This is a genomic window from Pseudoalteromonas sp. 68 DY56-GL68 (genome assembly GCF_041414825.1).
In the GTDB taxonomy this organism is placed as follows: domain Bacteria; phylum Pseudomonadota; class Gammaproteobacteria; order Enterobacterales; family Alteromonadaceae; genus Pseudoalteromonas.
The window spans coordinates 33,722-51,753 of record NZ_JAOCZL010000021.1; the positions used below are offsets into that span (position 1 = coordinate 33,722).

An 18,032-nucleotide genomic window follows, 5' to 3' on the forward strand; every position below is an offset into this window, starting at 1 on the left:
GCGCTAAATCAAACTCTATTTACATTTGATAGCAGCAGTTGTAGCCAGTGCTTGTTGATCTAAAATTGTAATAAACTTGCCTTCAACCTTGATAAGCCCTGCTTTTTGGAAGCGACTAAGTAAGCGACTAATCGTTTCAACGGTTAAGCCTAAGTAATTACCGATTTCTCCGCGTGTCATGGTTAAACGAAACTCTTTGCGTGAAAAGCCGCGTTCGCCAAAACGTTCAGCAAGATTAAAAATAAAGCTGGCTAAACGTTCTTCGGCAGATTTTTTATTGAGTAGTAACAGCATTTCTTGGTCATAGTTAATTTCGTTACTCATCAAGCGCATAATTTGCTGACGTAGTTTAGGGAGCTTACCTGCTAATTCATCAAGGGTATCAAATGGAATTTCACATACCATTGAAGTTTCAAGTGCTTGTGAGAAGCTTTGATGTGCCATTTTATTTATAGCATCAAAACCAACGAGATCACCGGCTAAGTGGAATCCTGTTATTTGTTCGTCACCCTGCTCAGAGAGTGTATAAGATTTGAATGATCCTGAGCGTACCGCATAGATTGCATTAAGGCTTGCTCCAGACTCGAAAAGGTAATCGCCTTTGTGGAGTGGCTTTTTACGTTCAATAATTTCATCAAGTCGATCCATTTCCTGACCATTGAGTGAAAATGGCAAACATAGCTGACTGATACTACAATTATTGCAGCTAATCGTACATAAGCTTTTTGACTTGTTTTGAGAAAAGTCCATACATCCAATCCATTCAAATAAGTTAACAACACGAATACTAATGAACGAGTTTATCGGTTGCTATAATTAATAAGTATATACCGTACCATATTATTACACTTCCTAGAATAACCCTAGTCCAAACATGGTTTAAAAAAGTGTTTATTTTATGGCTAACTAGCCCAATACTGACCATTGCAGGGAAGGTACCTAGTGCAAAAAAGAGCATAACACCGGCGCCATGTGCTGCTGATGGGCTTGTTAATGCCCATGTTAACGCTGAATAAACCAAGCCACAAGGAAGCCAGCCCCATAATGCACCATATAATAATGCTTTTGGTAGGGAGTCAACCGGCAGAAGATGGCGATTAAGTTTGACTAAATGCTGCCATATAAAAGTTTTTCCTAGTTTCTCAAGCCATTGTAAAGTGGCAGCTAAGCGCATAATGTAAATTCCAACAAGTAACATAAATATGCCGCTGAGGAAGGATAAGACAATGGCTAATTGAGAATTTTGAGCGGCAAATTTGCTACTTATCCCAGCGACGAGTGCGCCAGCAAGCATATAACTTAGTGCTCTGCCAATATTGTAAGCAACAGAATAACTTACAGCTTGTTGCTTTTTTGCAGCAAGCTGTAAACTGCTTGCTATGCCACCGCACATAGCAAGACAATGCCCACTGCCGAGCAAACCCATAACAAAAGCGCTGATGAATAGGGGGTCAATCATTACTATTTTTATGTTGCTCTTTATCGTCTTCAAACAAGATGCTGTGTCCTTGCTTGTTTAAATCAGAAAATTGTTCGCTTTTTACAGCCCAAAAGAAAACGCCAATTGCAATAATCACAAATAATATAGCAATAGGGATTAGCATATAGATAATACTCATAGTTTTAATAACCTTAATGAGTTAGTAATAACCAGAATGGAGCTTGCAGACATACCGATTACAGCCATCCAAGGCGCAACGAGGCCAAGTGCAGCTAGTGGTAAAATCGAACCATTATAAATGAGCGACAATGCCAAGTTTTGCTTCACTATTCGACGTGTTTTTTTCGATACAGTGAGCAAATGTTCGATTGCATTTAAGTCACTGTTGAGTAATACCACATCAGCAGTATTTTTGGAAATATCAGCGCCTGTTTCCATGGCAATAGACAAATGCGCGCTGGCAAATACAGGGCTGTCATTTACACCATCACCCACCATAGCAACAATGGCACCTTTATCTGCAAGTGCTTCAACATGGGTTTGTTTGTCGCGAGGGCTGCATGCTGCATGCACGGTATCTAGATTTAGCTGTTTTGCGAGTCGCTCACCACTGTTTGACGCATCACCCGTCAACATATGGCACTTGAGCTGTTGTGAATGAAGGTTGGAAATCAATTTTTCTGCGTTATCACGTAAGCCGTCAGCCAAATAAAAACGAGCAATAACTTGTTTGTTGATATATAAGGTTGCTTGTGCATCCGCTTTGTCAGTATCAAACCAGCCACTTTTACCTATCGCAAGGTGTTGACTATTAAGCGCAGCTGTAATGCCTTTGCCAGGCTCGATGGTAACATTTTCGATTTGATTTACTGTGTCGTTTAAACCAGCGAATGCATTGGCAATCGGGTGCTCAGAGAAGCTCTCAAGTTGGGCTGCCAAGCGTAATGCATCAGCTTCACTGTACTGAGTGTTGACTAGCTCAACTCGCTCTATAGTGAAACGACCTTGCGTTAAGGTGCCTGTTTTATCAAAGGCGATATCTGTTAATTGTGGTAGCGTTTCTAACACATGGGCTTGTTTAATCAAGATACCGCGTTTAGTTAGACTGGCAACCGCACAAGTTAGCGCAGTTGGAATAGCTAAACTAAGCGCACATGGGCAGGTTGCTACAAGCACAGAAATAGTAACCCAAAAGGCATGTTCAGGGTCTATTTGATACCAACCAATTGCTGTCATTGAGGCAAACAGTAATAAACAAGCAACAAACCACTGTGCTACTTTATCAGTGATTTCAACTAATCTTGGGCGCTTGGTTAGTGCTGTGTGTTGTAGCCTAATAATTTGATTAAGCAGTGTGTTTTGACCAATTTTGTTAATTTCAATACTGATCACACCATCATGGTTAATTGTGCCAGCGAAAACTTGATGGCTGACAAATTTATTAACAGGTTGGTGCTCGCCTGTCATCATGGCTTCATCTACGGTTGTTTTACCTTTGACCACGACACCATCGGCAGGGATGGTTTCACCCGCTTTGATCAAAACAATATCACCTAGTTTTAGCTTTTTAGCGGCAATAATCGATTCTTGATTGTTTTTATCGATAATGCGGGCGGTAAGAGGCAGTAGTTTTTGTAGATTAGCAGTAAACTCACTGGCTTTTAAACGAGCTCTAAACTCTAAATATTTACCCAGTAACAATAAGAAGGTAAACATACAGATAGATTCAAAATAAACTTCGCCAACAGACATTAAAGTGGCATAGCAGCTTGCCCCGTAAGCACCAAAAATAGCTAAAGATACGGGTAAGTCCATGTTCAACTGTTTGGCTTTTAACCCATTAATGGCATTGGTTAAAAATGGTAGGGCACTGTACAGAATAACAGGTGATGCGAGTACTAGGCTTATCCAGCGAAAGTATTGCTCAAAGTCTTCTTCCATGCCCGAGAACATGCCAAAATACATGGCAAAAGCGAACATCATAACCTGCATGGTCATTAGACCCGCAACACCTAAACGGCGAATGTACGCTTTGGCAGCTTGTTGTTTTTGACTGGCTTCAAGGTCAGCCTGAAATGGATAAGCTTTATAGCCGATTTCATGTAACGAGGTGATAATTTGGCTAAGTGGAGTAACCGATTTATCCCATTGGATCATGGCACGATTAGTTGATGTATTTACGTCAACACGTTTAATCGCCTTTAAATTAAGTAACTGTTTTTCAATTAACCAAGCACATGCCGCACACGTTATACCTTCAACGGTGAGAAGCACTTCAGATAAGTCGTTGGCGGCTGAAATAAATTCGTCTTGAATATCTTCGTTATCGTAGCTTTTAATTAATTCAAGTTGCTCTGGAACAAGTTGTTCTACCTTGCCAGAGCGCACCGTTCTGAATTTATAGTAATCGGTCATGCCTTGGGCGACGATATTCTCAGCAACCGTTTGGCAGCCAATACAACACATAGGTTGTGCCTTACCATCTATTTCGACAGTCGCATTAAAGCCTTTTGGCACACTTTCAAGACAATGAAAGCAATTATCAGACATCAGAGTTTACTACTTATATTCAGGGCTAATCGAAATTGTTTTTTCAGTTGGTAGAATAATATCTTCTTTTAGTTTCCAACTACCATCAATAGGTTCAATAAACACTGTGTAAGCACCATTTACATGCGCATCTAATAGGGCAGTGAAATCGCCATGGGCGTTTTTCATCAGGCTAACATCAAAATCGTTTGCTTTAATGGTGCGGTGATAAAATGACATTTTTAAAGAATGCACATTACTCGCATCGCCTTTGGTAAAAGTGAAGGTTACTTTGTCGCCGGTCACATTTAAGTCACCATGCAAATAGAGCGCCTTTGCTTTGTTAAATTTACTGAGTTCAAGGTTGATAGCTTTGCCTTTTTTATAATAGTCATCAACAACCATGTCGGGTCCGTTGCCTATAGCCATATAAATAAGACCAGCACAACCAATAATAGCGGCAAGTGGAAAAGAGATTAAAAACCAAGGCCAAAAATTTTTATACCAAGGAGTGGGGTTCATAGTACTTACTACCTTTAAAAACGTTGTACGCATTTTATCGGATCTAAAAGCAAAAGACTAAAAAAAAGCCTCCAGATGGAGGCTTTTTTGATCTTAATTAATCTATTGAATTAAAAGATTAATTGAATATACATTTTATTAACCGCGTGGTTATTTTTCTTGTGACAAGCTGTAAACGTACGCTGTTAACAGGTGTACTTTGTCTTCACCTAAAATGTCTTTCCATGCTGGCATTACACCTGCACGGCCATTGATAAGTGTTTCTTCAACGGCACGTTTAGAACCACCATATAACCAAATGTTATCAGTTAGGTTAGGTGCACCAAATGGTAAGTTATGAGCTACTGAACCTTTACCGTCAGCACCGTGACACGCAGCACACATTGCAAACTTAGCTGCACCTGCTTCAGCGTCTTTTTGGTTAACAGTACGGCCAGATAGGCTTAGTACGTGAGCTGTCATTTCTTTAATGCCTTGCTCACCTAATGCATCACCCCAAGGTGGCATCGCAGCAACACGACCATGAAGAAGTGTTTCTTTGATTTTATCTGGTGTGCCGCCATATAACCAATCGTTATCCGTTAGGTTAGGGAAGCCTTGACCACCACGTGCATCTGAACCATGACATTGCGCACAGTTTTGAGAGAATAAACGTTGACCAATTTCAAGCGCTTTTTCATCTTTAACAAGTGTCTCAATATCTTGTTTAGCAAATGCTTCAAAGATAGGGCCGAAACGCTTATCAGCTGCGATAAACTCTTGGTCTAATTGAACGTTTTCACCATTAGCTAATGCTTGTTCAGTTGCCTTTTTAGACTCTTCTAAAGAGGTGATACCTTGGTTAGAACTTGTCCACTTACCTAAACCTTCCCAGTTACCTAAACCTGGGTAAGCCGCAAGGTAGTATACAGACCAAACAAATGTCGCGAAGAACATGTAAGTCCACCATTTTGGTAGTGGATTGTTTAGCTCTTCAATGCCATCAAATTCATGTCCACAGCTCTCACCTTCTTTTACACCTGTGTAGTTTTTTAAATTCCACACTAGTAAAACAAAGAGAATCAATAGACAGGATAGAGTTAATACAATAACCCAAATACTCCAAAAGCTAGTCATTTCTCAGACCCCTTTTCCTCGTTAGAGATTGTGTTGTTGTGTTTCTTTTCATCTTCAAATATGGCATTGGCAGCGTCATCAAAACGACTTTTGCTACGCTTGCTGTATGCCCATACAACAATCACAATAAACAGTACTAAAATTACCAGAGTCAAAATGCCTCTGTATGTTCCGTAATCCATAATCATTACTTCAAGTGTGTGCCAAGCTGTTGTAAGTAAGCAATTAGAGCTTGCATTTCAGTTGCGCCTTCACCATTGTTCATGGCTTCGATTTTCGCAATGTCTGCTTGTAGCTCTTCGTCGCTTCCATAACCTTTACCGTCGTAACGGTTACTCGCTTTGTCGATCCCGAAACTATCACGGAATATTTGAAGCTTTTTAAGAGTATGGGTCGTATCGACTCTGTTTTCGTCCAACCAAGGAAACGCAGGCATATTTGACTCTGGAACCACAGCACGTGGATCCATTAAGTGAGCATGATGCCAATCGTCTGAATAACGTGCACCAACACGAGCTAGGTCCGGACCAGTACGCTTAGAACCCCATAAAAAAGGATGGTCCCATACTGATTCACCAGCTACAGAGTAGTGACCGTAACGCTCAGCTTCATCACGGAATGGACGAATCATTTGTGAGTGACAATTAGAGCATCCCTCACGTACATAAATGTCGCGACCTTCCATTTCTAAGGCCGTAAGGGGGCGTAGGCCATCAACAGGTTTTGTTGTATCGTCTTGGAACATTAGTGGAGTAATTTCAACAAGTGCACCAAAGCTGATTGCGAAGACAGTCAAGATAGCCATCAGGCCAACATTTTTTTCGACTATTTCGTGTTTGTTTTGTGAATTATTATTGCTCATCGTGCTACTCCGTTATGCCAATTGTGCGTCAGCGTCTAATTGCAGCGAGTCTTTTTTCGCAGCAACAGTACGATAAACGTTGTAAGCCATAATTAGCATCCCAATTACAATGAATACACCGCCCAGGAAACGCATGATATAGAACGGATATGAAGCTTCTAAAGACTGTACGAAGCTGTACATTAACGTACCGTCTGAGTTTACTGCACGCCACATTAGGCCTTGCATAACACCTGAGATCCACATTGCTACAATGTAGAGAACAACACCCACAGTGTGTAACCAGAAGTGCGTGTTAACTAATTTAACACTGTACATACGGCCTTGTGAGAATAGAGCAGGGATTAGGTGATAGATAGCACCGATAGAAATCATTGCAACCCAACCTAGCGCACCTGAGTGCACGTGACCTACAGTCCAGTCAGTGTAGTGAGAAAGCGCGTTAACTGACTTGATAGCCATCATCGGGCCTTCAAACGTAGACATACCGTAGAAAGATAGAGAAACAACTAAGAAACGTAATACTGGGTCAGTACGTAGCTTATGCCAAGCACCTGATAACGTCATGATACCGTTGATCATACCACCCCAAGATGGAACGAATAGGATAACTGACATAACCATACCTAAGCTTTGTGTCCAGTCAGGTAGAGCCGTGTAGTGAAGGTGGTGAGGACCAGCCCAAATGTATAAAGAAATAAGTGCCCAGAAGTGAACTACAGATAGGCGGTATGAATAAACAGGGCGACCTGCTTGTTTTGGTACGAAGTAGTACATCATACCTAGGAAACCTGCAGTTAATAAGAAACCAACAGCATTGTGACCGTACCACCACTGAACCATCGCATCTACCGCACCTGCGTAGATAGAGTAAGATTTAGTGAGTGAAACTGGAATTGCCATACTGTTTACAATATGTAATACAGCCACAGTAATAATGAAACCAGCATAGAACCAGTTTGCTACATAAATGTGCGAAACTTTTCTTATAGCTATCGTCCCCATGAAAACAACTGCATAGGTAACCCAAACAATCGCGATAAGAATATCTATAGGCCATTCTAGTTCTGCGTATTCTTTTGAGCTAGTTAGGCCTAATGGTAAGGTGATGACTGCTAGTACGATAACAAGTTGCCATCCCCAGAAGGTAAAGGCTGCAAGTTTATCTGAGAAAAGTCGCGTTTGACACGTACGTTGTACGACGTAATAAGACGTCGCAAAAAGTGCACTCGTACCAAATGCGAAAATTACTGCGTTCGTATGTAACGGACGTAGTCGAGAGTATGTTAACCATGGTGTATCAAAGTTAAGTGCTGGCCATGCTAATTGGGCAGCAATTAGAACCCCAATACTCATGCCAACGATGCCCCAAATCACTGTCATAATAGCGAATTGGCGTACAACTTTATAGTTGTACTCAGTTTGTGATGCTACTGTTTGGCTCATTTTCTGGCTTCCGCTGCAATTAATGCGTTTAGAAATGAATTACCCACCTACTGTAAAATAAGCGGGCCCTACTATTACTTCACAAGCGTGTTATCTAAAGCTAACCAAAGACGTTAACTTCAGAAACAAACTCGAGAAACCCTTATTTTTGCGATGGAAATGATAAAATTTTTGACCTTAAAAAGATAGGTCAATTGCATAAAATTATGACATCAATCAAATTTTAACGTTTTGTTGGTTATTTTTTGTCAGCCATTGTGTTTTTTTAAGTCATTCGATTTAACATAGTTGTTTTTTACAGCACAGCTGACTAGTATCCGTTTTATTTTTACAGGCTAATAAAAATGAAAAACATCCCGCTTCTTTTAACGTTGTGCCTTTTAGCGACTGCTTGTGATAGGGAAAGTATAGAAGAGGCAAGTGTATCTGCAACCTGTAAAAATAATGACCATTGCTTATTTGCTGATAAAACTGAAATTTGGCTATCAGCACCTAACATTTCTCCTGAAACCCCATTTACAATTAATTTAAAGCTTCCTGAAGGGGCAAGTATCAATTCAGCAAAACTTGAAGGCGTGACTATGTACATGGGTTACATACCTTTGCAGTTTAAAAAGGGCGCCAATTACTGGCATGCAGATACCATGGTTGGTTTATGCTCAGAAAAAGTAATGACTTGGAAAATGACTGTATCTTATACAGGGGCGGATGATCAAACACACAGCTTATTATATTACTTTGACTCTCGTTATTAATAAAAACTCCTTTAAAAGCTAGCACTTAGAAATTTCTTTCCACTATCTATAGCCGCACTTAAAAGTTTCATCAGTCTTTTTCAACAAAAAACGTTAAAAGTTGGAACTTATTACAATATTCATCCCCTAATAATGCATTCGTAAGCTAACTTTATCTATTTAGTTAGTTTTTGTGAATAACTATGGTTAGCAGATTTATTGACCTATTACGGTTTTTATAATGATGTGTGATCAACTTGTAAAAATTTCATATATAGGAATATTTGCTGAGCAATTACATTTGATTACAAAGTGAATACAAATAGTATCATTGGTGTTTTTTTTGTATCGTACCTTTTTTATCTTTATGTAATGTAAGTGTTTTTTATTGTTAACATTGATACATCGTGAAACGTTATTACCTCCATTAGGTACTTAAAAATTAAACTGTATTTTATTTGTTCTCTCATTCAGTTTTCGTTCAGTTAAACCCGCCTAAGTTGCCCTCCGCTGACTCGTGATTCTAATAATAACGAGCGCTACCTAAATAAAGGTAAATTTCCAACAAGTAGGGTTTTCACATGAAAAAATCAATTCTTGGTTTAGCTGTTGTTTCAGCTATCCCAATGTTCTCAAGCATGCAAGCTTTAGCTGCTGATGACGCAGCTGAGTCAATCGAAAAGATTCAAGTTACTGGTTCACGCATCAAGCGTTCTGATATGGAAAACGCTAGCCCAGTAACAATTATTGGCGCTGATGACATTAAAGCAATGGGTGCAACAAGCATCGATAGCGTATTACAAAAAATGACTGCCACTGGCGGCGCGATGACTAACCCTGGTATCAATAATGGTTCAGGCGGTAACGCACGTATCGATTTACGTGGTTTAGGTTCTAGTCGTACATTAGTACTTGTAAACGGTCGTCGTATGATCGCTTCTGGTACAGGCGCAGCATCGACTGTTGACTTAAATACTATCCCAGTTTCAATGATCCGTTCTGTTGAAGTACTTAAAGATGGCGCATCAGCTGTATACGGTACTGACGCAGTAGCAGGTGTTGTAAATATTATCCTTAAAGATGATTTCGAAGGCCTAGACATGAACGCAAATACTGCGATCACTGGCGAAGGCGATGCTACAGAAAACTCAATTGACTTCACTGTAGGTACATCTTTCGACAAAGGTAATATCGTAATCGGTATGCAGTACACTGACCGTGGTAAAGCTTCTCAAGCAGACCGCGACTTTTCTGAGTGTCCTCTAGCTGAAGGTAGCAATGGCCTATACTGTACTGGTTCTTCATACAATGAAGGCGGTCACATTTGGAATGGTAATGGTGAACAAGGCCTAACAGTTAATGCAAATGGTGAAGATACACCAGTTTCTTTAATTAACGACAATGGTTTATCTGGTCTTGGTGGTGATTATCACCGTTATGGCAATGCTGATGCCTACAACTACTCACCATCTAGCTACCTTTACACGCCAATGGAGCGTTTAAACCTTACAGGTATCGCGACATACGAATTATCTGACGATACGTCGTTATTCACTGAATTTACATACACTAAGCGTTGGTCAGAGCAACAAATGGCTCCACAACCAGTATGGTTCGATTTCGAATACACTGAAAATATGGGTAATGCACTTCTTAGCCAAAGCTATGATGAGCGTGTTGATCTTGATGGCGACGGCTACCTAGATAAAAATGCTGATGGCAGCTACGTAACTCAAGAAAGAAATTACCAGTACGGTGACATGATTTCGTACGGTCGTCGTATGTCTGACACAGGTGACCGTTACTTCGAACAATCTGTTGACACTGTACGTGCAGTTGTTGGCGCACAAGGTTTCATCGGTGACTACTCTTGGGACGTTTCAGCTAACTTCGGTCGTAACGACTCAGTAGATAAGCTAAGCAACCTTCATAACATGGGTGCTATCCAAGACCAGATCACAGCTGGTACATTCAACCCTATTGATCAAGCTGCATGGGTTTCTGATGACTTCCGTAAGAATGTTTACACAGAAGTAAACAACGGTGGTAGCCAGTTATTCATCCTAGCTGCATCTGTTTCAGGCGAAATGTTCGAAATGCCAGCTGGTTATGCTGCATTCGCAGCAGGTATTGAGCGTCGTCAAGAGAAAGCATGGTACACACCAGATTCTCTAACAGCACAAGGTTTGGCAAATGATCCTCCAGTTGAGCCAACAGCAGGTGGCTTTGACGTAAACGAAGCATATGTTGAGTTCGCATTACCACTATTAGCTGATGCACCATTTGCACAAAATGTTGAACTAAGCGCTGCTATTCGTGCGTTTGACTACAGCACATTTGGTTCTGACGAAACGTGGAAACTAGGTTTAACATGGAAAGCAAACGATGAATTAATGCTACGTAGCGTTGTTTCAACAGCATTCCGTGCGCCGACTGTTGATGAGCTTTACTCAGGTAATTCACCATCATTTGAACAAATTAACTTCCCAGGTGCTCAACAGCAAGCTGAAGTAACTGTTGGTGGTAACTCACTACTTACTCCAGAAGAAGCTGACACGCTAACTGCTGGTATCGTATATGACCCAGAGTGGCTAGACGGTTTCAGCATGACACTTGATTACTACAAAATTGAAATCGAGAATGCGATTGCATCTGTGAATGAGCAATACATTGTTGACCAATGTTTAGCTACATCATCTAATGCTGGTTCTACGCTTTGTCAATCTGCTAACATCAGCATGGACAGCACAGGTCGTGTTAAATTCAACAACCAATTACAAAACATTGGTTCTGAAGAAACATCTGGTTTTGACCTTAACTTAACATACAGCTTCGAAGCTGCGGGTCTTAACTGGAGAGCGACGCTTGATACAACATACTTAGACGAGTACGTTGTAACGGTTCTTGATGACACAGTTGATTATGCTGGCCTTATCACTTCTGGCCTAGGTGGTTATGCTGACCTTAAGTCTAACTTCACGTTATCGGCACGCGGCGAAAGCTGGGATGCAACGTATAAAGCACGTTACATTGCTGGTATGGATAGCTACTCTTGTCAAGCAAATCCATCAAGCTGTTTAGCACCTACAACACCATCTGTTGTTTACCATGACATCAGCGGTTCATACTTATTATCTGACCGTGTGACGTTATCTGCAGGTGTTAACAACATGTTTGATAAAGAGCCACCTTACTACTCAGGTAACAATGACTCAAACACTGACCCGTACACATACGATGTACTAGGTCGTCGTTTCCACGCTGGTATTAACGTTAAGTTCTAATCTAGCTTGAAATGAATACTAAGGCCCAGTTTTTACTGGGCCTTTTTTATTGTCTGAAAGTCTATCAACGCGTAAACTATAGAGGTATTTTTAACAAACGAGGTAATATTGCTTAAACAAGACGAAAACTTATCTTTTATTATTGAGCCTGAGCTTAACCCACGTTCAGAGCAGCGTCTCGACCTGTATTTCTCTATTCCCAATGAAATGAGTGTGAACCCGCAAACACTCAGTGAAGAATCCTATTTTAATAACCATTTTAAATCGCACTTAGCTTATAACGCTAACAACATTCACTTACCTTTAGTACGCAGTCGCTTTGTCAGTAAAAATAAAGGTGAGCAGCAAGATTATCGCCAAAACTTAAACTTGTATTGCTACCAAGTAAGGCTTGCATTGAATGCCGATGTGAAAGACACCTTGCAATATAAAGAAGCAGAATTATTTTACCCCGCAGCAATAGAGCTATGTGAACAAACTCAAGGTCTTCTGAAAAAGTTAAGACGCTATACCCCAGATGATGAAAAGCTTTTACCCTTTTATAAGAACGCGGATAATTATTTAAGTTGGCACGTAGAACAATCATTTTTAAAGCTATTAGACGAAGGGCCGCGAAGTAGTGACTATGCAAAAGAGCGAGGCGATTTACTGCAATTTTGTAAAGCGGAAAATAATTACCGAGAAGAGCAAGAATATAATTCGCAATCAACCATAGAAGATGCCAATCGCATTACTAATAAGATGCGGTTATTGCAGCGCTTAATAGAGCATGGCGTCATTTTAAGCCGACATACGCGTTACTTGAATAGTTACCTAAAGCGCATGGTTAAAGGCACTGTCACAGCAGTTATCATGGCTTTTGTGATGCTTGTTGTGCTTAATGCGCGTTCTAACTTTACTGAAGTCACAGCCACACTGATTTTGATTTTAGGGGTTATTTATGGCCTACGTGAGATATTTAAAGAAGATATCACGCGGGTTATTTGGCGTGCTATTGTTAGAGGGCGCCCAAAGTGGCGTTTTCAGTTTAGAAATAGTATCACAAAGGATAAAATTGCCAGTCAGTATATTTGGCTTGAGTATACCTCTTTTAAGCGTATTCCTCTAAAGGTAAGGAAAATCTTTTCAAAACGTCGCCACCAAAATAAGCAGGCTGCACAGTGGTTACATTTTGCCAGTGAAACGCAAGTTAATGCGAAAAAATTCTTACCTGGTTATGATAGCTTGCAGCAAACAATTAACTTTAGTTTAGCGCCGTTTGCTCGTTACTTAAAACGTGGTGAAGGAAAGCTTTATCATTTAGAGAGTAATAAAATATCAAAACAGTCTGTTGAAAGGCGGTATCAATTGAATTTGGTGCTTGTGTTCAGTGAAAGTGGGCAAGAAACCTTGTATCAACGCTATAAAATCACGTTAAATCGCAGCAAAATAGTGAATATAGAACAAATTTACAGCCAAGTTGAAGAAAAGGAGTAGGGTAGCTTGAGCCACCCTACGAGGAAGTTATTTAGCGTCTAAACCTGTTTTGCTATATAGCGAAACTTTGTCAGAAACGAGTGTTATTTCGATATTCTTATCTTTGTTACCCCAAATACAGTTAGTGTGTAGTGTTTTTTCTTCACACTTATCAGCAGAGCCTAAAATGGCTTCTACTTCTGTCTTATCCATACCGATTTTGATCTTTTCGTAATTTTCTAAACTTACTTTTGAACAGCCAGCTAATGCAAGCGCTGTTGCAGCAATTACCATATATTTTTTCATAGTCATTTCCATTAATGGTTGTAGCGTCGTATTTGTACAATCATCCCCATTCTAGGATGATCGAAATAGTGTATTTCATTACTTATCACACGTTTAAATTGTGAGAAGCGAGCTTTCTCGTAGTCACCAGTCTCTAAACGTTTGCTAATATCAAAGTCGGCATTAATGAAAAGGTAATGGCGTACATAGATTTTCATTAAACCATCTAACTCCCACTTAGGAGCACTTTGTATTGTGTCAGGTATATATTGCTGTGTAGGTGAGACCAAGCTTATAAAGTCGTTATCAACATTTGGAGTAGTTGATTGTTCAGCTTGTAAATGCTCCCCAGCAAATAGGCGTATACTGGGCGCTCTTGATTGGCTCATTTCAGGGAAACGCCAACCGGTATGTAAAATAGGGGTCAACCCTTTTCTATCCAGCTGGTTTTTTTGTTCAGTAAATTGTAAATCTGATGAAGCGATAAGATATATTTCATTAGTATCTTCACGAGACTTAACTGAAGGTGTAACAGGTAATTGCGTATAGCTAGATAAAAAGTCAACACTATCATCACACACATTAGAGTGTGGTGAGTTGCTAACTAGACTGTCTGTAAATGAGTTTGATTTAAAACGACTGTCACCCTCTATACAGGCTTGCCTTGCTTGTTCTTCAAGGGCTGGCGTGAGCAAGTCCAGTTTGTTTTTTGCATTGATTTCATCGTGTTTTAAACTGAAATCTTCTTGTAAGTAAGGGGCAGGGCGCTGTTTATAAATAAGAACTTCAATTTCGAACCAGCGAGTTGCAAAGGCTGAGCTCGTAAATAAGCAGCAAAGCAAAATAAAACTATTTCTAAACAACATTAATGGCTAACCTTTTTTTCGAAATCTGCAATCATTGCAGTGACCATTTTTAAGCGTTCACGAGGATTTGCCTCGCTAATAGCAAAGCGCAGTTTGTTTGCGCCATCCATTTTGTACACCTGCGGTGCACTTTGTATCAAACCTATAATGAAGCTAGGGTTAACCTTTGTATGTTGGCTAAACTCAAAATAACCGCCTTTCGGGTTTGCTTCAATCTTCTTAATGCCAATATGACTTGCTTGTAGTTTTAATTGCTGCAGGCTGAATAAGTTTTTCGTGGCGTCAGGCAGCAGACCAAAACGGTCAATCAGCTCGACCTGTAACTCGTCCATATCATTGAGGTTAGCACAGCTTGCAATACGTTTATAGATACCTAAACGCGCATTTACATCATGAATATAATCATCAGGTAATAACGCAGGCAGCTTTAAGTCAACTTCAGTTTGCTGACCGAGTAGGTTCTCAAGGGTTGGCTCTTTACCTTCTTTGAGGGAGTTAACCGCCTGTTCAAGCATTTCCATATACAAACTAAAGCCAATGGTTTGCATTTGACCCGATTGATCATCACCAAGCAGCTCACCGGCACCACGAATTTCTAAATCGTGCGTTGCTAGGGCAAAACCTGCACCTAGGTCCTCCAGTGATTCAATTGCTTCTAGGCGCTTAACGGCATCCTTAGTTAACGATTTGGGGTTGCCAGTCAGTAGGTAGGCATACGCTTGGTGGTGGCTGCGGCCAACACGACCACGCAACTGATGCAGCTGTGCAAGACCGAGTTTATCCGCTCTATCCATAATAATGGTGTTGGCAGTCGGTACATCGATACCGGTTTCAATAATCGTGGTACACACAATCACGTTATATTTTTGGTGATAAAAATCACTCATGATTTGCTCAAGCTCGCGTTCTCGCATTTGACCATGTGCCGTTGTTACGCTGGCTTCAGGTACCCATTCAGTGATTTCTTCTGCAACTCGGTCGATCGTTTCAACATTATTGTGTAAGAAGTACACCTGACCACCGCGTTTAATCTCACGCAGAATGGCTTCGCGAATAAGTTCAGCATCTCTTTGTCTAACAAAGGTTTTAACCGCTAAACGTTTCGCTGGCGGTGTGGCAATGATTGATAAGTCACGCATACCACTCATTGCCATGTTCAACGTACGTGGGATAGGGGTCGCAGTGAGCGTTAAAATATCGACATCGGCACGTAATGCTTTGATTTTTTCTTTTTGACGCACCCCAAAACGGTGCTCTTCATCAACAATCAGTAAGCCCAAATCTTTAAATTGAATATCTTGTTGAATAAGCTTGTGAGTACCAATGACGATATCTAATTTACCCTCGGCCATTTTATCTAGGGTATCTTTTTGCTCTTTGGTTGAGTTAAAGCGCGATAAAACGCCAACCTCGATTGGTAAATCGGCAAAGCGGTCTTTAAAGTTTTCATAATGCTGCTGTGCAAGCAGTGTGGTTGGTACAAGTACCGCAACTTGCTTGTTATCATTCACGGCTACAAAGGCTGCGCGCATTGCCACTTCGGTTTTACCAAAGCCAACGTCACCACATACTAAACGGTCCATCGCTTGCTTACTTTGCATATCACCGAGCACAGACTCAATGGCGTTGCGTTGATCGTCAGTTTCTTCAAATGGGAAGCTATCGCTAAACTGACGATAAGCACTGCCATCAAGCTTAAATTTATTGCCAGGCTTGGCTTGGCGTTTAGCGTAAATATCTAAAAGCTCAGCAGCCACATCACGAACTTTTTCGGCGGCACGTTTCTTGGCTTTTTCCCACGCATCAGAGCCTAACTTATGGAGCGGGGCAGAGGCTTCTTCGCCACCTGAATAGCGGCTCAGCATATGTAACGCTGAAACGGGCACGTATAGCTTTGCCTCGTTGGCGTAGATGATCGTAACAAACTCAGTGATAACACCGGCAGCATCAATGGTTTCAAGGCCTTGATAGCGTCCTACACCATGATCAAGGTGCACAATCGGTTGACCTTCACGTAGCTCAGCAAGGTTACGAATAAGCGCATCTTGGCTTGCTTCGTATTTGTGTTTACGGCGTCGACGTTGCGAGACCTTAATGCCTAATAATTCTTGCTCTGTGATAATGGTTAAACGCGGTGTACCGTCTAACACCACACTTTGTTCAAGCGGTGAAACAATAAGGCCAACATCACTCGAACTATTGGTAAAATCGCTAAACGATTCAAATTCTTTGAGCTTTAAACCACTTGGTTTTAATAAGGTGAGTAATGATTCGCGGCGGCCATCCGATTCAACCGAGAGCAGCACGCGGCCTTTTTGTTTTTTCTCGCCAGCAACATAGTTAATTAAACCTTGGTACGGTTCGTGTAACTTATGATCAATACGCACATTCGGCAGCTCTTTGCTAGCAAGGTTTGTGTGACCCGCTTTGGTGCCTAATTTTGCTTGTGATAAACGAATACGTGCGTATTTACCAAACTCACCAAATAGTTCATTAACGCTTTGATACAGCTTTACAGGTTCAAGTAAAGGTCTGAGCGGATCAACACGGCGGTTTTCATAGCGAACATTTACATCGTGCCAAAACTGATCAGCAGCATGCTCGATATCGCCAAAATGCATAAACGTCGTATTGCTTGGTAAGTAGTCGAAGATGGTTGCCAGTCCATCAAAAAACAGGGGCATGTAATATTCGATACCCGCAGGCCAGGTTCCTTTAGTCACCTGCATATAAATTGAGTCTTGCTCAGAGCTTGCGCCAAATTGTTCACGATAATTGATACGAAAACGCTCAATGTCAGCGTCGTTAGTTGGAAACTCGTGAGCGGGCAGTAACTCAATTTTGTCGACCTTTTCATCTGAGCGCTGGCTTTCAACATCAAATAAGCGAATGCTGTCGAGCTCATCATCAAAAAAGTCTAAACGAAATGGGTGAGGACTACCCATAGGGTATAAGTCAACGATAGAGCCACGGATAGCGTATTCACCATGCTCCATCACTTGTTGTACATGTAAATAGCCCGCTTGTTCTAAGTTTTCACGCAATGTGTGAGTATCTAAGGTATCACCCACTTTAAAGTTAAGAGTCGAACCATAAATAAACGAAGCAGGGGCAGTACGCAGCATCAAGGTCGATACAGGCACAATTAATACGCTTTGTTGTTCTTTTTTTAAGGTATTTAACGTGGCTAAGCGCGCAGAAATAATATCTTGATGGGGTGAAAAATGATCATAAGGTAGCGTTTCCCAGTCAGGGAAGACCATGACTGGGTTTTCAGGCAATAGAAATTCGAGTTCAGTTTCAAGGCGTAGGGCGCTTGGTGTGTCTGGGGTAACAATCACAACCAGCTCGTTGTGCTGTTTTACACCTTCTGCGATAGCGATGCTAAGTCCGCTACCGGTAAGTTGTCCCCATTGAATTTTATCTTTTTCAGATTTTACCCAAGGCAATGCTGCCCATTGCGCAAACGCCATTTACTACTCCTTTAAACTG

The 18,032-nt window shown here is 41.0% G+C and carries 15 protein-coding genes; 3 read left to right on the forward strand and 12 right to left on the reverse strand.

Going from position 1 to position 18,032, the window contains the following annotated elements; translation table 11 throughout:
• Positions 1–15: 15 nt before the first annotated feature.
• The 9 genes from NYF15_RS14545 to ccoN form a co-directional block, all read right to left on the reverse strand.
• On the reverse strand, positions 16–750 hold the full coding sequence (locus NYF15_RS14545) for an FNR family transcription factor (protein WP_062569274.1): 735 nt from the start codon (positions 748–750) through the stop codon (positions 16–18).
• Positions 751–787: 37 nt separating this feature from the next.
• On the reverse strand, positions 788–1,459 hold the full coding sequence (locus tag NYF15_RS14550; RefSeq protein ID WP_237118416.1) for a sulfite exporter TauE/SafE family protein: 672 nt from the start codon (positions 1,457–1,459) through the stop codon (positions 788–790).
• Positions 1,452–1,619, reverse strand: a complete 168-nt coding sequence (ccoS, locus tag NYF15_RS14555) for a cbb3-type cytochrome oxidase assembly protein CcoS (protein ID WP_130150058.1) — start codon at positions 1,617–1,619, stop codon at positions 1,452–1,454. Before ccoS ends, NYF15_RS14550 begins: the two co-directional genes overlap by 8 nt.
• Positions 1,616–3,991, reverse strand: a complete 2,376-nt coding sequence (locus NYF15_RS14560) for a heavy metal translocating P-type ATPase (protein ID WP_371353933.1) — start codon at positions 3,989–3,991, stop codon at positions 1,616–1,618. The genes ccoS and NYF15_RS14560 overlap by 4 nt, the downstream gene beginning before the upstream one ends.
• Positions 3,992–4,000: 9 nt before the next feature.
• Positions 4,001–4,492, reverse strand: coding sequence for a FixH family protein (locus NYF15_RS14565; RefSeq protein WP_130150056.1), 492 nt, complete (start codon positions 4,490–4,492; stop codon positions 4,001–4,003).
• A 150-nt stretch (positions 4,493–4,642) separates the two neighbouring features.
• A complete protein-coding gene (gene ccoP, locus NYF15_RS14570; RefSeq protein ID WP_371353934.1) occupies positions 4,643–5,608 on the reverse strand; it encodes a cytochrome-c oxidase, cbb3-type subunit III in 966 nt (321 codons plus the stop codon).
• Positions 5,605–5,790, reverse strand: coding sequence for a cbb3-type cytochrome oxidase subunit 3 (locus NYF15_RS14575; RefSeq protein ID WP_371353935.1), 186 nt, complete (start codon positions 5,788–5,790; stop codon positions 5,605–5,607). Before NYF15_RS14575 ends, ccoP begins: the two co-directional genes overlap by 4 nt.
• A 5-nt stretch (positions 5,791–5,795) precedes the next feature.
• The gene (ccoO, locus tag NYF15_RS14580; RefSeq protein ID WP_371353936.1) at positions 5,796–6,470 is read right to left on the reverse strand and encodes a cytochrome-c oxidase, cbb3-type subunit II; all 675 of its coding nucleotides are present in this window, start codon (positions 6,468–6,470) and stop codon (positions 5,796–5,798) included.
• Positions 6,471–6,482: 12 nt separating this feature from the next.
• The gene (gene ccoN / locus NYF15_RS14585; protein ID WP_371353937.1) at positions 6,483–7,916 is read right to left on the reverse strand and encodes a cytochrome-c oxidase, cbb3-type subunit I; all 1,434 of its coding nucleotides are present in this window, start codon (positions 7,914–7,916) and stop codon (positions 6,483–6,485) included.
• Positions 7,917–8,260: 344 nt separating this feature from the next.
• Here ccoN and NYF15_RS14590 point away from each other — a divergent pair, with 344 nt between their 5' ends.
• The 3 genes from NYF15_RS14590 (at position 8,261) to NYF15_RS14600 (ending at position 13,410) form a co-directional block, all read left to right on the forward strand.
• Positions 8,261–8,671 carry a hypothetical protein gene (locus NYF15_RS14590; RefSeq protein ID WP_130150055.1) on the forward strand — a complete coding sequence of 137 codons (411 nt, stop codon included), beginning with the start codon at positions 8,261–8,263 and terminating at the stop codon, positions 8,669–8,671.
• A gap of 560 nt (positions 8,672–9,231) precedes the next feature.
• Positions 9,232–11,934: a TonB-dependent receptor gene (locus NYF15_RS14595; protein WP_371353938.1), complete on the forward strand. Its 2,703-nt coding sequence runs from the start codon at positions 9,232–9,234 to the stop codon at positions 11,932–11,934.
• Positions 11,935–12,042: 108 nt separating this feature from the next.
• Entirely contained in the window at positions 12,043–13,410 is a 1,368-nt protein-coding gene (locus NYF15_RS14600) for a hypothetical protein (protein WP_237118422.1), read from the forward strand.
• Between the two features lie 27 nt (positions 13,411–13,437).
• On the opposite strand, the gene NYF15_RS14605 is transcribed toward NYF15_RS14600, so the two are convergent.
• Genes NYF15_RS14605 through mfd form a run of 3 tightly spaced genes read right to left on the reverse strand, consistent with a single transcriptional unit; the run spans position 13,438 to position 18,013 of the window.
• Complete coding sequence (locus NYF15_RS14605; RefSeq protein ID WP_130150052.1) at positions 13,438–13,695, reverse strand: DUF3862 domain-containing protein; 258 nt, start codon at positions 13,693–13,695, stop codon at positions 13,438–13,440.
• Positions 13,696–13,706: 11 nt separating this feature from the next.
• The gene (locus tag NYF15_RS14610) at positions 13,707–14,540 is read right to left on the reverse strand and encodes a peptidoglycan binding protein CsiV (RefSeq protein WP_237118424.1); all 834 of its coding nucleotides are present in this window, start codon (positions 14,538–14,540) and stop codon (positions 13,707–13,709) included.
• A complete protein-coding gene (gene mfd, locus NYF15_RS14615) occupies positions 14,540–18,013 on the reverse strand; it encodes a transcription-repair coupling factor (RefSeq protein WP_371353939.1) in 3,474 nt (1,157 codons plus the stop codon). The genes NYF15_RS14610 and mfd overlap by 1 nt, the downstream gene beginning before the upstream one ends.
• Positions 18,014–18,032 lie beyond the last annotated feature (19 nt).